We start from the raw sequence: 15055 nt of genomic DNA on the forward strand, positions 1-15055 counted from the left end.
AAAAATATCGCCGCATCCTTTTACATCATAAAGTGAGTTGTATAGCCTGATGCAGACAGGGGCATTGGCCAGACACTTTCCAATCAAGACAGGTACTCATGGCGTCGTTAAAAGATGTGGCAAAGCGGGCAAACGTATCGTTAATGACGGTATCGCGGGCCTTAAACAGTCCAGAAAGGCTCAGACCTGACACGCTTGCCTGCGTACAGGCCGCAATTAACGAATTAAATTACGTCCCCGATTTGTCGGCCAAAAAAATCCGTGGTGCACGCGCCACGCCCAAAACGATCGGTGTGCTGGCGCTGGACACGGTGACAACCCCCTTCTCGGTTGAGATAGCCTTATCCATTGAAGAAACAGCCCGCGCCCACGGATGGAACAGCTTTGTGGTCAACATGTTCTCCGACGACAGTCCGGAAAAGATTGTCGATCTGCTGCTCTCCCACCGCCCGGGCGGGATAATTTACACCACCATGGGCCTGCGACAGGTCCCGGTTCCCGCCAAGCTCCTGACGCTGCCCTGTGTGCTGGCAAACTGTGAAAGTCTGCACCAGCCGGTGGCCAGCTATATTCCTGACGATGAGCAGGGTCAGTATGAAGGTGTCAAAGCGTTGCTGAAGGCGGGTTATCGTCGCCCCCTGTGCCTGCACCTGCCCTTTGCCCGTCTGGCAACCGTTCGTCGCCAAAAGGGGCTGACTCGCGCCGGTCTCGAGGCGGGTCTAAATCCCGAGACGTGGATACATTGCTATATGCAGGACGGTGACGCTCACTACCAGGACATTCCGGCGATGATCGAGGCCCAGATGCCGCAGGGCAAACCGACCTTTGACTGCGTAATCTGTGGCAACGACCGTATCGCCTTCCTGGTTTATCAGACCTTGCTTTCACACGGCATCCGTATCCCCACCGATGTCGGCGTGCTGGGCTATGACAATATGGTCGGCATTGGCGACCTTTTTCTGCCGCCGCTGTCGACCGTACAGCTCCCCCATTATGAGATTGGTCGCCTGAGTGCGCTGCACATTATCAACGGAGATAGCCATCGCGAGACGGTCCGCGTGGCGAGCCCCTGGCTGCATCGCGCATCGATTTAAGGCTTATTTAGCGGAGTTCGGCCGCTTCATGCCGCTGGTAAATCCTTGCCTCATAAGGCCGCAGTTTTTGGCTTTCTCCCTGATTCGAATAATTCCCCAGCAGCGGCTGCCAGCCTTCCAGCGCTAACTGATTCGCGTCAACATCCTGAGTCAAGGCACTGATATTGCACAGCACCAGCACCCGTTGGTGGTCCAGACTGCGGGTATAGGCGTAGAGATAAGGATGATCGGCCAGCAGAATTTCATAGCGGCCATAAACCAGCACCGGCTTCTGGCGACGCAGGCGTATCAGCGCACGGTAGAAATTGAGTACTGAATCGGCATCTTCTCGCTCACGCGCAACGTTAATTTCACGATAATTGGCGTTCACCGGGAACCAGGGCCGGGCGGTGCTGAACCCCGCGTTAACGCTCTCATCCCACTGCATCGGCGTGCGCGAGTTGTCGCGCGCATTGCGGCTCAGGAACGACAGAACCGCCTTCTCATCGATCCCCTGCCTGAGCATTTCAGTGGCACGCCTTCTGGCCGCAACGTCGTTAAAATCATCCAGACTGGCAAAATGCGTATTGGTCATGCCCAGTTCCTGCCCCTGATAAATAAAGGGCGTCCCCTGCATCAGGAAATACATCGCGGCAATTGCCGTCGCACTTTCCCGCCGATAACGCGACACCTCGCCCCAGCCGGAAACTACCCGCGGCAGGTCATGATTCTCAACGTACAGCGCATTCCAACCTTTGTTTTCGAGCAGCGTCTGCCAGCGGGTAAAGATGTTTTTCAGACCGCGAACGTCCAGCTCCGGCTCGCGCAAGCCTCCCTGGCTGTCCTGCCAAAGCTTGACGTGCTCGAACTGGAAGATCATGTTCAGCCTGCCACGCGCCTCGCCCACCCAGTCTTCTCCCTGCTCGGCCGAGGCGCCGTTCATTTCCCCTACCGTCACGATGTCATAACGTTTGAACACCTGCTCACTCATGTCGTCGACGTAATCAAGCAGCCCGTCGTAGTTGAGGTGGCGTTCGAATGAGGGCACGAAATGCAGCCCCAGCGGGTTGGGCATGTCGCTCATGGCCGGTTCTTTTTTCATGTGGCATATCGCGTCGATGCGAAAACCATCAATGCCTTTGTCCAACCACCAGCGCATCATCGCGTATACGGCCGAACGGACCTCCGGGTTCTCCCAGTTAAGGTCCGGCTGGCGTTCGGAGAACAGGTGGAGAAAGTACTGTCCGGTCTCCGGACTGTGCTTCCAGGCCGAGCCGTTGAAAATGCTCTCCCAGTTATTCGGCTCTGCGCCATTTTTGCCGTCACGCCAGATGTACCAGTCACGCTTCGGGTTATCACGCGAAGCGCGTGACTCGATAAACCACGGATGTTCGTCCGACGTATGGTTGACCACCAGGTCGATGATCAACCGCATGCCGCGGGCGTGAACCTGCGCAAGCAGGCAGTCAAAATCCGCCATCGTGCCGAACTCGGTCATGATGTCCTGGTAATCGCTGATGTCATAGCCGTTGTCATCGTTAGGCGATTTGTACATTGGGCAAATCCAGATAAGGTCGATGCCCAGATCCTGTAGATAATCGAGCTTCTCGGTGATGCCGTTCAAATCGCCGATGCCATCACCGTTGCTGTCTTTAAAGCTGCGTGGATATATTTGGTAGGCCACGGCCTCTTTCCACCAGTTCGCCATTACGACCTCTCCAGTAATAAAGCAAAAGATTCAAAAGGTTGCAGCTCCAGGCTGGCTGGCAGCCGCACGCGCGGTGAAGAGTTGGTGATCAGGCAGGTCCCCTGTTTTCCCTGCATCGCCTCAGGCACGTCGAGCGTGACGGGCTCGGGGGTAAAATTGTTGATGACCACCAGCGTCTGACCGTTGAACCTACGCAGCCAGCCAAAGACCTGAGGATGGTCGGCGAAGATCTGCTGGAAATCACCGTGCACCAGCAACGGCAGTTTTTTTCGCAGCGCCACCAGCTTCTGGTAGTGGAAAAAAATAGAGTCGGGACAGGCCAGCGCCGCCGCCACATTCACCTGCTGATAATTAGGATTAGCCGCAATCCAGGGTGTGCCTTGAGTAAAACCGGCATGCGGACTGTTGTCCCACTGCATCGGCGTTCGCGCATTGTCGCGCCCATTGGCGTAGATGCCTTCCATCATCTGCGCATCGCTGACGCCAGCCTCCGTCCGCTCGCGGTAAAGATTCAGGCTTTCAATATCGCGATAGTCATCAATGCTGGCAAAGCGCACGTTTGTCATGCCAATCTCTTCGCCCTGATAGATATAAGGCGTGCCTTTCAGGCAGTGAAGCGCGGTCGCGAGCATTTTTGCCGAAGCGACACGATAGCGGCCATCATCACCAAAGCGAGAAACCGCCCGCGGCAGGTCGTGATTGCTCCAAAACAGCGAGTTCCAGCCCTGATGGGCCAATGCCCGCTGCCATTTGTCGATAACCTCTTTGAAGCGCAGCAGATTGAAGGGTTTATTGCACCACTTGCCGTCATGCTCGTCCCAGAACAGTTTGATGTGCTCAAACTGAAACACCATCGACAGCTCTTCGCGTTGTTCGGCGCTGTAGAGCAGCGCATCTTCCGGCGTTGCGCTCCACGTTTCACCGACCGTCACACAGTCGCGATGCCCAAAGGTGGCGCGGTTCATCTGGTGGATGAACTGATGCAGATTCTTGCCGTTGACCATCACCTGTCTGTCAACGTCTTTACCAATCAGGTCGATAACGTCCATCCGAAAGCCACTGATCCCCTTGTCGAGCCAGCGATTCATCATCGCGTGCACTTCTTCTCGTACCTGCGGGTTATCCCAGTTGAGATCCGGTTGCCGTTTGGAAAATTGATGGAAATAGTATTCACCGCTGGCAATGTCGAACGTCCAGCCACTGCCGCCAAAGTAGGAGCGGAAATCGTTGGGCGGTCCGCCGTCTGCTGCGGGTTTGCGCCAGATATAAAAATCCCGATAAGGGCTGTTCGTTGACTTTAGTGCCTCGAGAAACCACGGATGTTCGTCGGAGGTGTGATTGACCACCAGATCCATTAGAATACCCATATCGCGCACTTTCGCCTCGGCGATCAGGCGTTCCATCTCCTGCAGGGTGCCAAACACCTCGGCGATGTCCTCGTAGCTCGAGATGTCATAGCCGTTATCGTCCATCGGCGAGCGATAAACCGGTGAGAGCCACAGGAGATTGACGCCCAGCTGCTGCAAATAATCGAGCTTGCCAATAATGCCAGCCAGGTCACCAATACCGTCACCGTTGCTGTCCATAAAGCTGCGCGGATAAACCTGATAGACCACCGCCTCTTTCCAGGCTTCCGCCGTCTTTCTATCCGTCATAGCGTGAGGGCCTCCGGGACCGATGAGTGACTTTTTACCTTGATACGCTGAAACGCCTGCCCCTGGCTGTCGAACAGATAACAGCACTCAACCGGCAGCCGCACCCCCACCGTCGCGCCCACGCGAATAGCAGAGCGTTCAGGATGGCGCACCACCCAGGGTTCGCTCGCGTTGCCGTTGTCCAAATACAGCAAGGTTTCATTGCCCATTTGTTCAACAAACTTCACTTCCCCCTGATATTCGCACTGCGCGGCGTCACCGCTGCGAATATGCTCAGGGCGAATGCCGATGTTAACGCTTCGACCCTGTGCCGACGCCGGGGTCGCGACAGGCAGCACCAGCGTCTTGCCGTTGTCCAGTTCGACCACGCTTTGCCGTTCACCGGACTGGCGCAGCGTTGCCGGAATCAGGTTCATTTTTGGCGAACCGATAAACTGAGCCACGAACTCGTTAGCCGGGTGGTCATAGAGTTCAAGAGGCGTCCCGACCTGTTCAATTTTCCCTTTGTTAAGCACCACAATGCGGTCAGCCAGCGTCATCGCCTCCACCTGATCGTGGGTAACATAAATAATGGTCACGCCCAGCCGCTTATGCAGCGCCGCGACCTCCATGCGCATCTGCACGCGCAGCGACGCATCCAGATTCGACAACGGCTCATCAAACAAAAACAAACGAGGCTCGCGGACGATAGCTCGCCCAATCGCCACGCGCTGGCGCTGGCCGCCGGACAGGTCTTTCGGCCGCCTTTCCAGCAGCTTCTCCAGCTGCAAAATGCGTGCACATTCCCGCACGCGCTGGTCAATCTCTGATTTGGAATGGCCCGCCAGCTCGAGGGCAAAGGCCATATTCTGGTAAACGCTCATATGCGGATAAAGTGCATAGGACTGGAACACCATGCCGATACCGCGTTCGGCCGGGCTGTCATCGTTGACGTAATGGCCATCGATATACATGCCGCCACCGCTTATCTCCTCAAGCCCCGCAATCATGCGCAACAGCGTAGACTTGCCGCAGCCGGAAGGCCCGACCACCACCATAAACTCCCCGCTGTTGATATGCAGGTCGAGCTGGTGGATAACCTCCGCGTTGGCACCGTAGCGTTTCTGAATTTTGTCTAACGTCAATTGCGCCATATTGTTCTCCAAATCCATGATAATGAAATGCCGGCCGTCCGCCGGCATGGGTGCAGCAATGCGGCTTATTTCAGGTAATCGAGCCAAGGACTCTGGCGCGAGATCATGACGTCCACCAGCTCAGGAATCGCCCTGCATTTGTCGTTCACCGAATCCACCAGCAGCGCCTGTATCACTAAATCGCGCGAGCCCTGAAGCACGGCCTCGGCAGTCAGGTCATGGATGGCTATCTGGTTACTGAGCAAGCCGCCGATGCCGCTCGGGATGTCAACCTTAATGCCGTGAATCCCCTTGCGGTCGACGGTAGCCGGAACCTCAACGGCAATGAATTCAGGCAGCTGTTTAATAAAGCCTTTATTAGGAATGTTGACCGCAGACTCTTCATAGCCGGAATCGGTGAGGATCCCTTCCATGATAGGCACCACTCTTTCCTTCAGTTTTAGCTCAATCTTCGGCTGTACCTGCCCCAGATAGTTGCGGTAGAAGGTGTAGAAATCGAGGATCCCGCGATGGTCGCTGACCTCGTTAGCCCAGCGAATGTATTCGCCGAAATGGCTGTCGCCAGTGATTGGCAGATGGTGGAACTTCTCAAGGATCTCTTTAAAGAGAGTTCGGTCTGCCCATGGATAGGCGCTGTCGCGGCCTCCGAGCGCGTCACGCTCTGTGCTGCCCTCGGTCTCCACCAGACGCCCATTTTTACGGGTGTAAGCCAGAATGTCGCTATAGCCAGGCAGAGTGGAGAAATAGTCTGGCGCCTTGGCGCGCACGTCAGGATAGGCATCGTAGCCGCTGTCTTTATAACGAGCCTCCAGCAGTACGCTAAAGTGGTTGAGACCGGCCGCACGCAGGGAGAGATTGTCGAATGAGGTGCCCAGCATCTCCGGCAGGTAGCGCTCAAGTGAAGCAATTTCGTGGCACATTCCCACAAAGTTTAGCTCCGGGAAGCGGCGATGTACGGTGGTGCAGATACGGCTCATCGGGTTGGAATAGTTGAATACCCAGGCGTTGGGGCAGACTTCGGCCACGTCAGCGCAGATGTCAAGGATAGGCGGAATGATGCGCAAGGAGTGGAACAAGCCGCCGGGGCCGCCGTTCTCGCCGTAAACCTGCTGAATGCCGTACTGCTGCGGGATTTGCCAGTCCAGATCCCACAGGGCAAAGCGGTCGCCTACCTCAATGGAAATAATAACGAACTCAGCGCCGCGCAGCGCCGTCAGGCGATCGGTGGTCGCCGTCAGGGTAAACGGCAGGTCCTCTGCCGCCAGAAAATCACGGGCGGTCTTTTCGGTCGCCGCCAACGCGGTTGGATTGATGTCGAGCAGCACAATCTCACTGCCATACAGCGTTGTGCTCTGGAATATCTCGCCCAGCGTGCCGTAGCCGAACTGTGCGCTGCCCGCGCCTATCAAAACGATTTTGGTAGCCATAGTTGATTCTGCTCTCCTGCAAGTTGTAATTCGGGCATCAGCCCTTGACTGCGCCATGGGTTAATCCACTGACGATTCGTCGCTGGAAAATAAGCACCAGCGCCACGATGGGTAAGGTGACTATCACCGAGGACGCCATGATGGTGCCCCACGGAAGTTCATACTGAGAGGAGCCCTGAAGCATGCCTATCGCCACAGGAACCGTGCGTTTGCCGCTGGAGATAACGAACGTCAGGGCAAACATGAATTCGTTCCAGGCGCCGATAAACGCCAGAAGTCCGGTGGTGACCAGTGACGGCCCCATGATCGGCGCAAAGATGCGACTGATAATGGTCCACGTGCTGGCACCGTCAACGATGGCGGCCTCTTCCAGCTCGGTGGGAATCGCCTTCATAAAGGTGGTCAGCACCCAGATGGTGAACGGCAGTGAAAAGGTGGTGTAAGACAGCACCAGTGCCCCGAGTGAGTCGTAGAGCCCCATGAAACGCACCAGCTCGAACATGCCGGAAAGCACCGCAATCTGAGGGAACATCGACACACAAAGGATGGTGAACAGCAGATACTTACGGCCACGGAAGCCAATGCGTGCCAGCGCAAATGCTGCTGTAATCGACACCAGCAGGCACAGCCCTACCGTCAGGGTCGCCACTATCGCCGAATTGAGAAGGCTGCGAGCGATGCCACTGTCCATCAATGCGGTGACATAATTGCCCCAATTCATCTCGTTGGGTAACCAGCCCACCCTGAACAGGTTTTGCCCCGAACGCAGTGAAGTCAGGATGGCGTAATAGAACGGGAAAAGGCAGATAATGCAGGCTAGGGCTGCGCTGGTGAAAATCAGCACGCGCTGGGCCATTTTTTGTCGTTGCAGTTTCAGGCTCATCATTTCGCCTCCCCGCTGTTACGGCGGCCAATCATCAAGAAGCAGGCAGCGATGCCGGCGACCATCATAAATACCAGCACCGAGGCGGCGGAGCCGGATCCCATCTCCTGATAGCTCACCAACAGGTCACGTGCGTAGCCGGACACCGAAAGGGTCGATTCACTGTTGGAGGTCAGGATATAGATAAGGTCAAACACCCGGAGCGCATCCATCACGCGGAAAATCAGCGCCACAATCATCGCCGGCATAATCAGCGGCAGCGTGATGCGACGAAAACGCTGCCAGGCATTAGCGCCATCAATCCGCGCGGCTTCGTATAAATCGCGGGGAATAAGCTGCAGTCCGGCCAGCAGCATCAGCGCCATAAAGGGCGTGGTTTTCCATACGTCAACGATAACCACGGCCCACATTGACAGCTTGGGTTCTGCGACCCAGGCCAGCGGCGTGCTAATAACGCCCATCTTGAGCAACAGGTCATTCACGACGCCGTACTGGTCGTGAAACATCCAGCTCCACATTCTGGCCGAGACGATGGTCGGGATTGCCCAGGGCACCAGAATGGCGGTTCGCACCAGTCCCTGACCGCGGAATTTTTGATTCATCAGTAGCGCCAGCAGCATACCGAACACCAGCTCAAACGAGACCGACAGCAGGCTAAAGCGCAAGGTGTTGCCGACGGCAAGCCACCAGAGCGGATCGGCCAGTACCCCGTAATGGTGGCCTCCCTGATTCAGGTCAAAATAGTTGGCAAAGCCCACAAAATGGTAGTCATCGGGTGCGTCCAGCATGGCGTCGGTAAAACTGTAAAACAGCGTGCGCAACAGCGGCCAGCCTGCGGTGGCTACCAGCAGAAGGAGGGCCGGTGCCACCAACAGCCAGGCAATTCGGCTACGACGCAGCCGGTAGCTTAGCTTTGTGCGTTTCGCTACGCGGCTTCCGGCCTGACTGCCGGGCAGGGATAACGAGGTGATTTCTTGCTTCATGCATCAGACTCCAAACCGTGAATTCCGTTAAGGGGGGACTGCATTCAACGCCATCCTTTGGCTTTAATGATTTCCAGCCGCTGCTGTAGCGCCACGACGGCGGACGCCCCGTCACTGTTGCCGCTCAAGACGTTGTAGGTGGTGTTGTAGATTGCATTGGATACCTGAGCGTACTGACGGCGGGTTTGCGTGGCCGGACGCGGCAAGGCGTGCATGAAAATCCCCTTAAAATCGGCAAGGAATGGGGCCTGCGCCAATACCTGAGGATCCTCGTAAAGTGCAGTGCGCGAAGGTGCCCACCCCATCAATGCCAGCGCCTTTTTCTGCGACTGAACGCTGCTGACAATTTTTAACAGTGCGATAGCCGCCTGGGGATTCTTGGTATAGGCGCTGATGGCCCAGTGCCAGCCACCCATCGCACTGACAGAAACCCCGTCATCGCTTTTCGGTAGCGGCATCACAGCCACCTTGCCTCGGATAGGACTGGTCGGGTCTTCAGCCAGGGTGTAGGCATAAAGCCAGTTGCGCATAAACAGCGCATCGCCGTTCTGGAATACCGGTCGGGACTCTTCCTCCATGTAGCCCAAAGCCCCGGGCGGCGAGATTTTGCCTATCCAGCCTGCGGCCATGTCGAGGGCCTGTGCGGCGCGCGCATTATTGATGGTGATATTGCCTTGGGAGTCAATAAACGACCCGCCGTTCTGCGAGGCCACCCACTCCAGCGCATTGCAGGTCAAGCCTTCGTAGGCTTTGCCCTGAAAGACCAGCCCCCAGAAATTTTTATGTCCCGCATCGCGTTCGCCCTGCTGAATGTGGGTCGCGATACGCGTCAGGTCGCTCCAGGTGACAGGCGGCTGTTCGTGATATTTCTCCAGCAGATCTTTGCGGTAGTAGAGCGCACCGGTATCCATATAAGCCGGAATCGCCTTAACACGACCATTGACGACATCATTTTGCAGGGCCGCAGGGAAAACCTCTGTGCGCAGACTGCTCACGCTGTCGGTCAAATCCAGCAGATGCTTGTTCAACACGCCAATCCAGACGGTATCGGCCAGAAACAGATCGATAGCCCCCGAATCTTTGGCGGCAAATAGCTGTTGAAATAAGGATAGTTTTTCGTTTGAAGCTGGCGGGAGATCGATAAATGCCAGGGTATTACCGGTCTGGGCCTCAAACTGCTGCTTAATCTCGTTGCAGAACTGACGACCTTCCTTGCTAGGTGGACATTCCATTCGCAGCGTATCAGCGTGCGTCAAACCCGACGTCAGGGCCAGCGCGGCAGCAATCAGTCCCGGGATCACTCTTCTCATGGCTTCTTCTCAGGTGATGGCGGGAATACCGTCATGCGAGAAAAATAGCGAAGCGGAGACATTGGCGGAAATTGATTTTCGCCTCTACGATATAGAAATACTCTATATCATCAAGGGAATGTGTGATCGTGGATAAAATTCTTCGGCAGTTTATCGAAGTGGCTATGTTCAAAAATGTGAGTCATGCTGCAAACAAATTATGTCTTAGCCAACCCACGCTGACGCATAACATGAAGAAATTGGAGGAAAATCTTGGCGTTCCTTTGCTAGAACGCACCTCGACCGGCGTCAAAACCACCGAGTATGGCGATCTGCTGCTTGAGCAGGCGCAAATGATGCAGAGGATTTACGACAACACCCTGGCCAAGTTGGCCATTATCAAGGCGCGCCAGGTGCAGAGTCTGCGCATGGGTACCGGCCACGCCTGGTGGCACATGTTTATGCGCGACAGCTTCAACAGCTACCGGGCGCTGCATCCCACCGTGAATATTCATATCGATCAGGGTAACCACCTCAGGCTGATGGACCTGCTGCTCGGCGGCGACATTGACTTGTTTATCGGCCATGAAATTCAGGGGCTTAATGCCAAGGCGGGGATCAGCTTCCTGCCGCTGTTTGGGGTCTCCGACAGCCTGTTTGTGCGCCGTGGGCATCCGCTGTGCAGCCGGGTGATCGAAAATTTCGATCTACAGGACTATCCTTGCGTAGAACTAACCCCGGATGAGGGGCGTTTTCAGCATATGGTTGAAGATATGCAGCCAAAGAGGCTGGCGCGTAACCGGATGCATCTGCAAGAAAGGGTTATCTGGTCGACCAACTCGATGATGGCCGCCGTGGACATGATCAACGAGTCTGATGCGGTGATGCTAAGTTATCCAAGCTGTATGGCAAGCTACTTTGCCCGATACAACATCGTGGCGCTGCAAACCACGCAGCAAAGCCCGCGCTACAACGTAGGCATCTATTTAATGCGCGAAAAGGCGGATGCCGCGCATGTGGTACAGATACAGGAGCTGATGTACCGACATATTGAGCAGATCCGCCATTTGTTGGTTTAATGCATAGACTTTATCTATGCCCTCTCTCATCGCAGTCTTTGGGCTATCAGCACCATAAGCGCCTTCGATTCTGCTCATGGAGTTAACGATGGGTTTAGGTCCCACCTCTACACAAAATTCAACCGCAAGTCGTCGCGGTTTTATTCTCGGCTCCCTGAGTTTGCTGCTCTGCGCGCCCTTTATGGGTAGCCGACTATCCTTTGCCGCCGCCCCCTTTTCACCCTTGCGCCAACTGGCGAAAGATAAAGGCATTGCCTTTGGTTTCGCGGTAGACCCGAAAAAGCTCGACGCCGATGCGACTTACCGTGACGTCGTCGCCCGTCAGGCGGACATTCTGGTCCCGGAAAACGCCCTGAAATGGCAGACCGTTCACCCGGAACCCGAGCGCTACGATTTCAGTCAGGCCGATACCCTCGCCGCCTTTGCCCAGGTCCATCAGCAACGCCTGCGCGGCCACACTTTCTGCTGGCATCGCGCACTGCCCGACTGGGTCTACAAAACCGTGACGCCGACTAACGCCGAGAGCGTGCTGAACGCACACATCACCACCGTTGCCGCCCATTATCGCGGCCGAATGGCCTCGTGGGACGTCGTCAACGAGGCCATTCAGTTGGAAGATGGCCAACCCGGCGGGCTGCGCAATGCCTTTTGGTATCAAATGCTTGGCCCGCGCTATCTCGACGTTGCCTTTCATGCCGCCCATAAGGCTGACCCCGGTGCCGTATTGTGCTACAACGACTACGGGCTGGAAAAAGACACTCACTATGGAGAAAGCAGACGTGCCGCGGTTCTGACTCTGTTACAGGGCCTGATAAAACGCGGCGTGCCAATTCATGGGCTTGGCATCCAGTCGCATTTACGCCTCGGCGACACCTTTGGGCCGGAGCTTGCGCGGTTCATCCTCGCGGTACGTGCGCTGGGGTTGGCGGTTTATGTCACCGAGCTGGACGTCGATGACAGCCAGTTTAACGGTTCGATGCAAGCCCGTGACGATGCGGTCGCGGCGACCTATAAACGCTATCTCGAGGCGGTTCTCGCCACACGCGCCGTCTCCACCGTCATTACCTGGGGCGTTTGGGACAGCCCCCATATTGCCGGTGCCGTTCAGGACCATGGACGACCGGCCCAACGGCCGCTGGTGTTTGGTCCTCAGGGCGAAATCAAGCCCGCGAGTTGGGTCGTCGAGCATGTTTTTGAAGGCGCACAGCCGCCGCGTCTTTAGCCGAGACGTATCGACACCTCAACGTCATCGCCGAACGGAACCGACAGATAACCGTTCGCCGCCGAACGCACATAGGCCAGATATTCGGCGTTGTAGCTAGCATCGTCAGCGACGATGATGGCCCCCACCCTCAGGCGACTCTCGAGCAAATCCAGGATGTCATCGTAAAGCGCCTTCGCGCCGTCGAGCACCAGCAGATCTATCTTCTCCGGCAGAGAGACCGCCAGAGTTTTCAGCGCGTCACCTTCACGGACTTCAACCAGGTCCGCCACGCCGCCCTCGACAAAGTGTGCACGAGCGCGCTGTACCTTGGACGGCTCAAACTCACTGGTAATCAGTTTTCCGCCGCCGTTATCACGCAGCGCCGCGGCCATGTGCAGAGTCGACAGACCGAATGAAGTGCCGAATTCTACAATGTTTTGCGCCTTCGAGGTCCGCGCCAGCATGTACAGCAGCGCACCGGTGTCACGCGAAACGGGAAACCACAGGTCTTTTAAACGTCCATACAGACTGAGGTATTCGGTCTTACTGTGCATCAGTCGGTCACGCTCTTTGGCAGAGACTGAGGTCAGCACTGTGCTGGTCACGCTGTCCGCTTCAGCAAACAGGCGGTCGAGCAAGGGAGCTAGGGGGGACGTTGTTAAGGTAGTCATGGTTATCCTCTTGGGGTTGAGCACCTGTGAGTCACAGGCTAAAATGTGATGAATCATTCATATTTATAATGTGATGAATTCATCACATTTTCTAATCGCATTCAGTCCAGGGTTCAGATATCACCATGACGCATCGCCCCATCCCGCGTGTTTCCTCGCGAAAACAGCCACAGCAGGCGCGCTCTACTGAGCTGGTCGCCGCCATTCTTGAAGCCGCTGTTCGCGTTTTAGCGAAGGAAGGCGCAACCCGTTTTACCACCGCACGCGTGGCAGAAACGGCGGGCGTCAGCATTGGCTCGCTCTATCAGTATTTCCCCAATAAGTCAGCAATACTGTTTCGATTACAGAGCGACGAATGGCGGCAAACCACCGAGATGCTCTGCCATATCCTGCAAAATCACGCGAAAACGCCCACCGAACGACTGCGTAAGCTGGTGCATGTTTTCATTCGTTCAGAGTGTGAGGAAGCCGAGATACGGGCGGCGCTCAGCGATACGGCACCGCTTTACCGCGATGCGCCCGAGGCGCGGGAGGCAAAAGCCACGGGAGAGAGGATTTTTAATGAGTTCATGCAGGAAGCGCTGCCGACGGTGCCCGCCGAGAGTCGGCAGCGGGTCAGCGACCTGATTGCCACCACGCTGAGTCGCGTTGGCAAGTCATTTTCCTCTACCCCACGCAGCGATAACGAAATCGAACTCTATGCCGAGGCTATGGCTGATATGTTTTGCGCCTATTTGAAACATGCGCAACATCGTTGAGACGCGGCAAATATGTTACCTTGAGCAATCATTTTCAATTTTGCGGCACGGAGTAACCCTCTTTTGATTAGCATTCCCCCAGGCCATCGGCATAACTTGCTGTTAGCGTTATGTTGTTTGCCTGCCATTATCATTATTATTGCCGTCGGTTTTTATTTGAACAAACAGGCTCCTGCGATGCTTATTGCCAGCGGCGCGCTTTCATTGGCGTTTGGGGCCAATAAGACCTGGCGAGATTCCTCTTTCGTCGTGTTATTTACCACCGCGCTGGGGCTAATGGCTGCGTCGTTTCTGGGCAGCCTGGCAGGTAATTTCCCGCTGCTTTATTTAGCGGGCGCGCTGCTGGCAACCGGGCTATATATCGTTATTTTGGATATTAACGCCAATCTGGGCTGGATATTTTTGCAATCTGCAATCGCCTTTATGGTCTCAGGGTTTTTCCCGGGGAAACTCGAGGCGGCAACTATCCGCGCCACGCTATTAGGCTGCGGCTGTATTCTACAGATATTCAGTCTGGGACTGTTCTTTAGCGGGCTGCGTTTTAATTTCCGTGAAGTGACCTCCCTGAGAAAAATTAAATTCTACGAAGGCGTAAAGCAGCTAAATCAGCAATATATTCATCTCCGGTGGTCAATATTTTTCGGGGTGATCGCCATGTGCTTAACCATTACCCTTGACCATCATTTCAATATTCAGCACAGCTATTGGGCCGAAATGACGCTGTTAATCTGCCTGCGCAGCGATTATCACGAATCTCTGCTGCGCGTGCCGGCACGCATCATTGGCACACTGGTGGGCGTATTGGCGGCGGGTACGTTAAGCACCTATCTGCACGACGATTTGCTGATAATCCTGGCGTTCTTTCTGTCGGCAGGTATCGCTATTTTTATGTCGTATTCTCTCACCTCGAAAACCTACGCCTTTTTTGCGTTCTTTATTACCATGATGATCATCTTCATGCTGTCAGGCATTGGTCTGGTACAGGGGAATATCGGCGTACAGCGGTTGGAAGCGACGACGCTGGGAGGGATTTTTGCCTTACTGACGGTGTTTATGACCCGGCTGGTGACCTATATTCACATCAAAAAGCCTGAGCCTTCGGTCTGATAACGCGCTTCATCAACCGGTTAGCATCAGTCAAAAAGGATACGCGCAATCTCTGGCGTATCCTTTTTAATGTCGTTAAATGCTT

General features: G+C 55.4%; 14 protein-coding genes. 6 read left to right on the plus strand and 8 right to left on the minus strand.

Translation table 11 applies throughout. The features are described from left to right. Positions 1–98 precede the first annotated feature (98 nt). Positions 99–1094 (plus strand): LacI family DNA-binding transcriptional regulator, encoded by a 996-nt coding sequence (locus O1V65_RS08930; protein ID WP_017492879.1) that lies wholly within the window; start codon positions 99–101, stop codon positions 1092–1094. Positions 1095–1101: 7 nt separating this feature from the next. On the opposite strand, the gene O1V65_RS08935 is transcribed toward O1V65_RS08930, so the two are convergent. The 7 genes from O1V65_RS08935 to O1V65_RS08965 all read right to left on the minus strand — a co-directional run bounded on the left by O1V65_RS08935 (position 1102) and on the right by O1V65_RS08965 (position 10172). Next, positions 1102–2781, minus strand: coding sequence for a glycoside hydrolase family 13 protein (locus O1V65_RS08935; RefSeq protein ID WP_227977876.1), 1680 nt, complete (start codon positions 2779–2781; stop codon positions 1102–1104). Continuing rightward, positions 2781–4436: a glycoside hydrolase family 13 protein gene (locus tag O1V65_RS08940; RefSeq protein ID WP_084913010.1), complete on the minus strand. Its 1656-nt coding sequence runs from the start codon at positions 4434–4436 to the stop codon at positions 2781–2783. The genes O1V65_RS08935 and O1V65_RS08940 overlap by 1 nt, the downstream gene beginning before the upstream one ends. Further along, positions 4433–5569, minus strand: a complete 1137-nt coding sequence (locus tag O1V65_RS08945) for an ABC transporter ATP-binding protein (RefSeq protein ID WP_051040084.1) — start codon at positions 5567–5569, stop codon at positions 4433–4435. Before O1V65_RS08945 ends, O1V65_RS08940 begins: the two co-directional genes overlap by 4 nt. A gap of 65 nt (positions 5570–5634) precedes the next feature. Next, on the minus strand, positions 5635–6996 hold the full coding sequence (locus tag O1V65_RS08950) for a family 4 glycosyl hydrolase (protein ID WP_017492876.1): 1362 nt from the start codon (positions 6994–6996) through the stop codon (positions 5635–5637). Between the two features lie 37 nt (positions 6997–7033). After that, a complete protein-coding gene (locus tag O1V65_RS08955; RefSeq protein ID WP_017492875.1) occupies positions 7034–7879 on the minus strand; it encodes a carbohydrate ABC transporter permease in 846 nt (281 codons plus the stop codon). Beyond that, positions 7879–8862 (minus strand): carbohydrate ABC transporter permease, encoded by a 984-nt coding sequence (locus tag O1V65_RS08960; RefSeq protein ID WP_017492874.1) that lies wholly within the window; start codon positions 8860–8862, stop codon positions 7879–7881. Before O1V65_RS08960 ends, O1V65_RS08955 begins: the two co-directional genes overlap by 1 nt. Positions 8863–8906: 44 nt before the next feature. Further along, positions 8907–10172, minus strand: coding sequence for an ABC transporter substrate-binding protein (locus tag O1V65_RS08965; RefSeq protein ID WP_269130432.1), 1266 nt, complete (start codon positions 10170–10172; stop codon positions 8907–8909). On the opposite strand from O1V65_RS08965, the gene O1V65_RS08970 reads away from it, so the two are divergent. The 3 genes from O1V65_RS08970 (at position 10171) to O1V65_RS08980 (ending at position 12452) form a co-directional block, all read left to right on the plus strand. Beyond that, positions 10171–10308, plus strand: a complete 138-nt coding sequence (locus tag O1V65_RS08970) for a hypothetical protein (RefSeq protein WP_192504487.1) — start codon at positions 10171–10173, stop codon at positions 10306–10308. The two genes, O1V65_RS08965 and O1V65_RS08970, sit on opposite strands and share 2 nt — an antisense overlap. Beyond that, positions 10295–11230: a LysR family transcriptional regulator gene (locus O1V65_RS08975; RefSeq protein WP_017492872.1), complete on the plus strand. Its 936-nt coding sequence runs from the start codon at positions 10295–10297 to the stop codon at positions 11228–11230. Before O1V65_RS08970 ends, O1V65_RS08975 begins: the two co-directional genes overlap by 14 nt. A gap of 88 nt (positions 11231–11318) precedes the next feature. Further along, entirely contained in the window at positions 11319–12452 is a 1134-nt protein-coding gene (locus O1V65_RS08980; protein ID WP_269130433.1) for an endo-1,4-beta-xylanase, read from the plus strand. Here O1V65_RS08980 and O1V65_RS08985 read toward each other — a convergent pair. After that, positions 12449–13105: an O-methyltransferase gene (locus O1V65_RS08985; protein WP_269130434.1), complete on the minus strand. Its 657-nt coding sequence runs from the start codon at positions 13103–13105 to the stop codon at positions 12449–12451. The genes O1V65_RS08980 and O1V65_RS08985 overlap by 4 nt on opposite strands. Before the next feature lie 125 nt (positions 13106–13230). Here O1V65_RS08985 and O1V65_RS08990 point away from each other — a divergent pair, with 125 nt between their 5' ends. Together O1V65_RS08990 and O1V65_RS08995 are read left to right on the plus strand one after the other, a co-directional pair. Further along, positions 13231–13863: a TetR/AcrR family transcriptional regulator gene (locus O1V65_RS08990; RefSeq protein WP_084913014.1), complete on the plus strand. Its 633-nt coding sequence runs from the start codon at positions 13231–13233 to the stop codon at positions 13861–13863. A 177-nt stretch (positions 13864–14040) separates the two neighbouring features. Continuing rightward, complete coding sequence (locus tag O1V65_RS08995; RefSeq protein WP_269130435.1) at positions 14041–14970, plus strand: FUSC family protein; 930 nt, start codon at positions 14041–14043, stop codon at positions 14968–14970. The last annotated feature ends 85 nt before the right edge of the window (positions 14971–15055 follow it).

Source organism: Rouxiella badensis, assembly GCF_026967515.2.
GTDB lineage: Bacteria > Pseudomonadota > Gammaproteobacteria > Enterobacterales > Enterobacteriaceae > Rouxiella > Rouxiella badensis.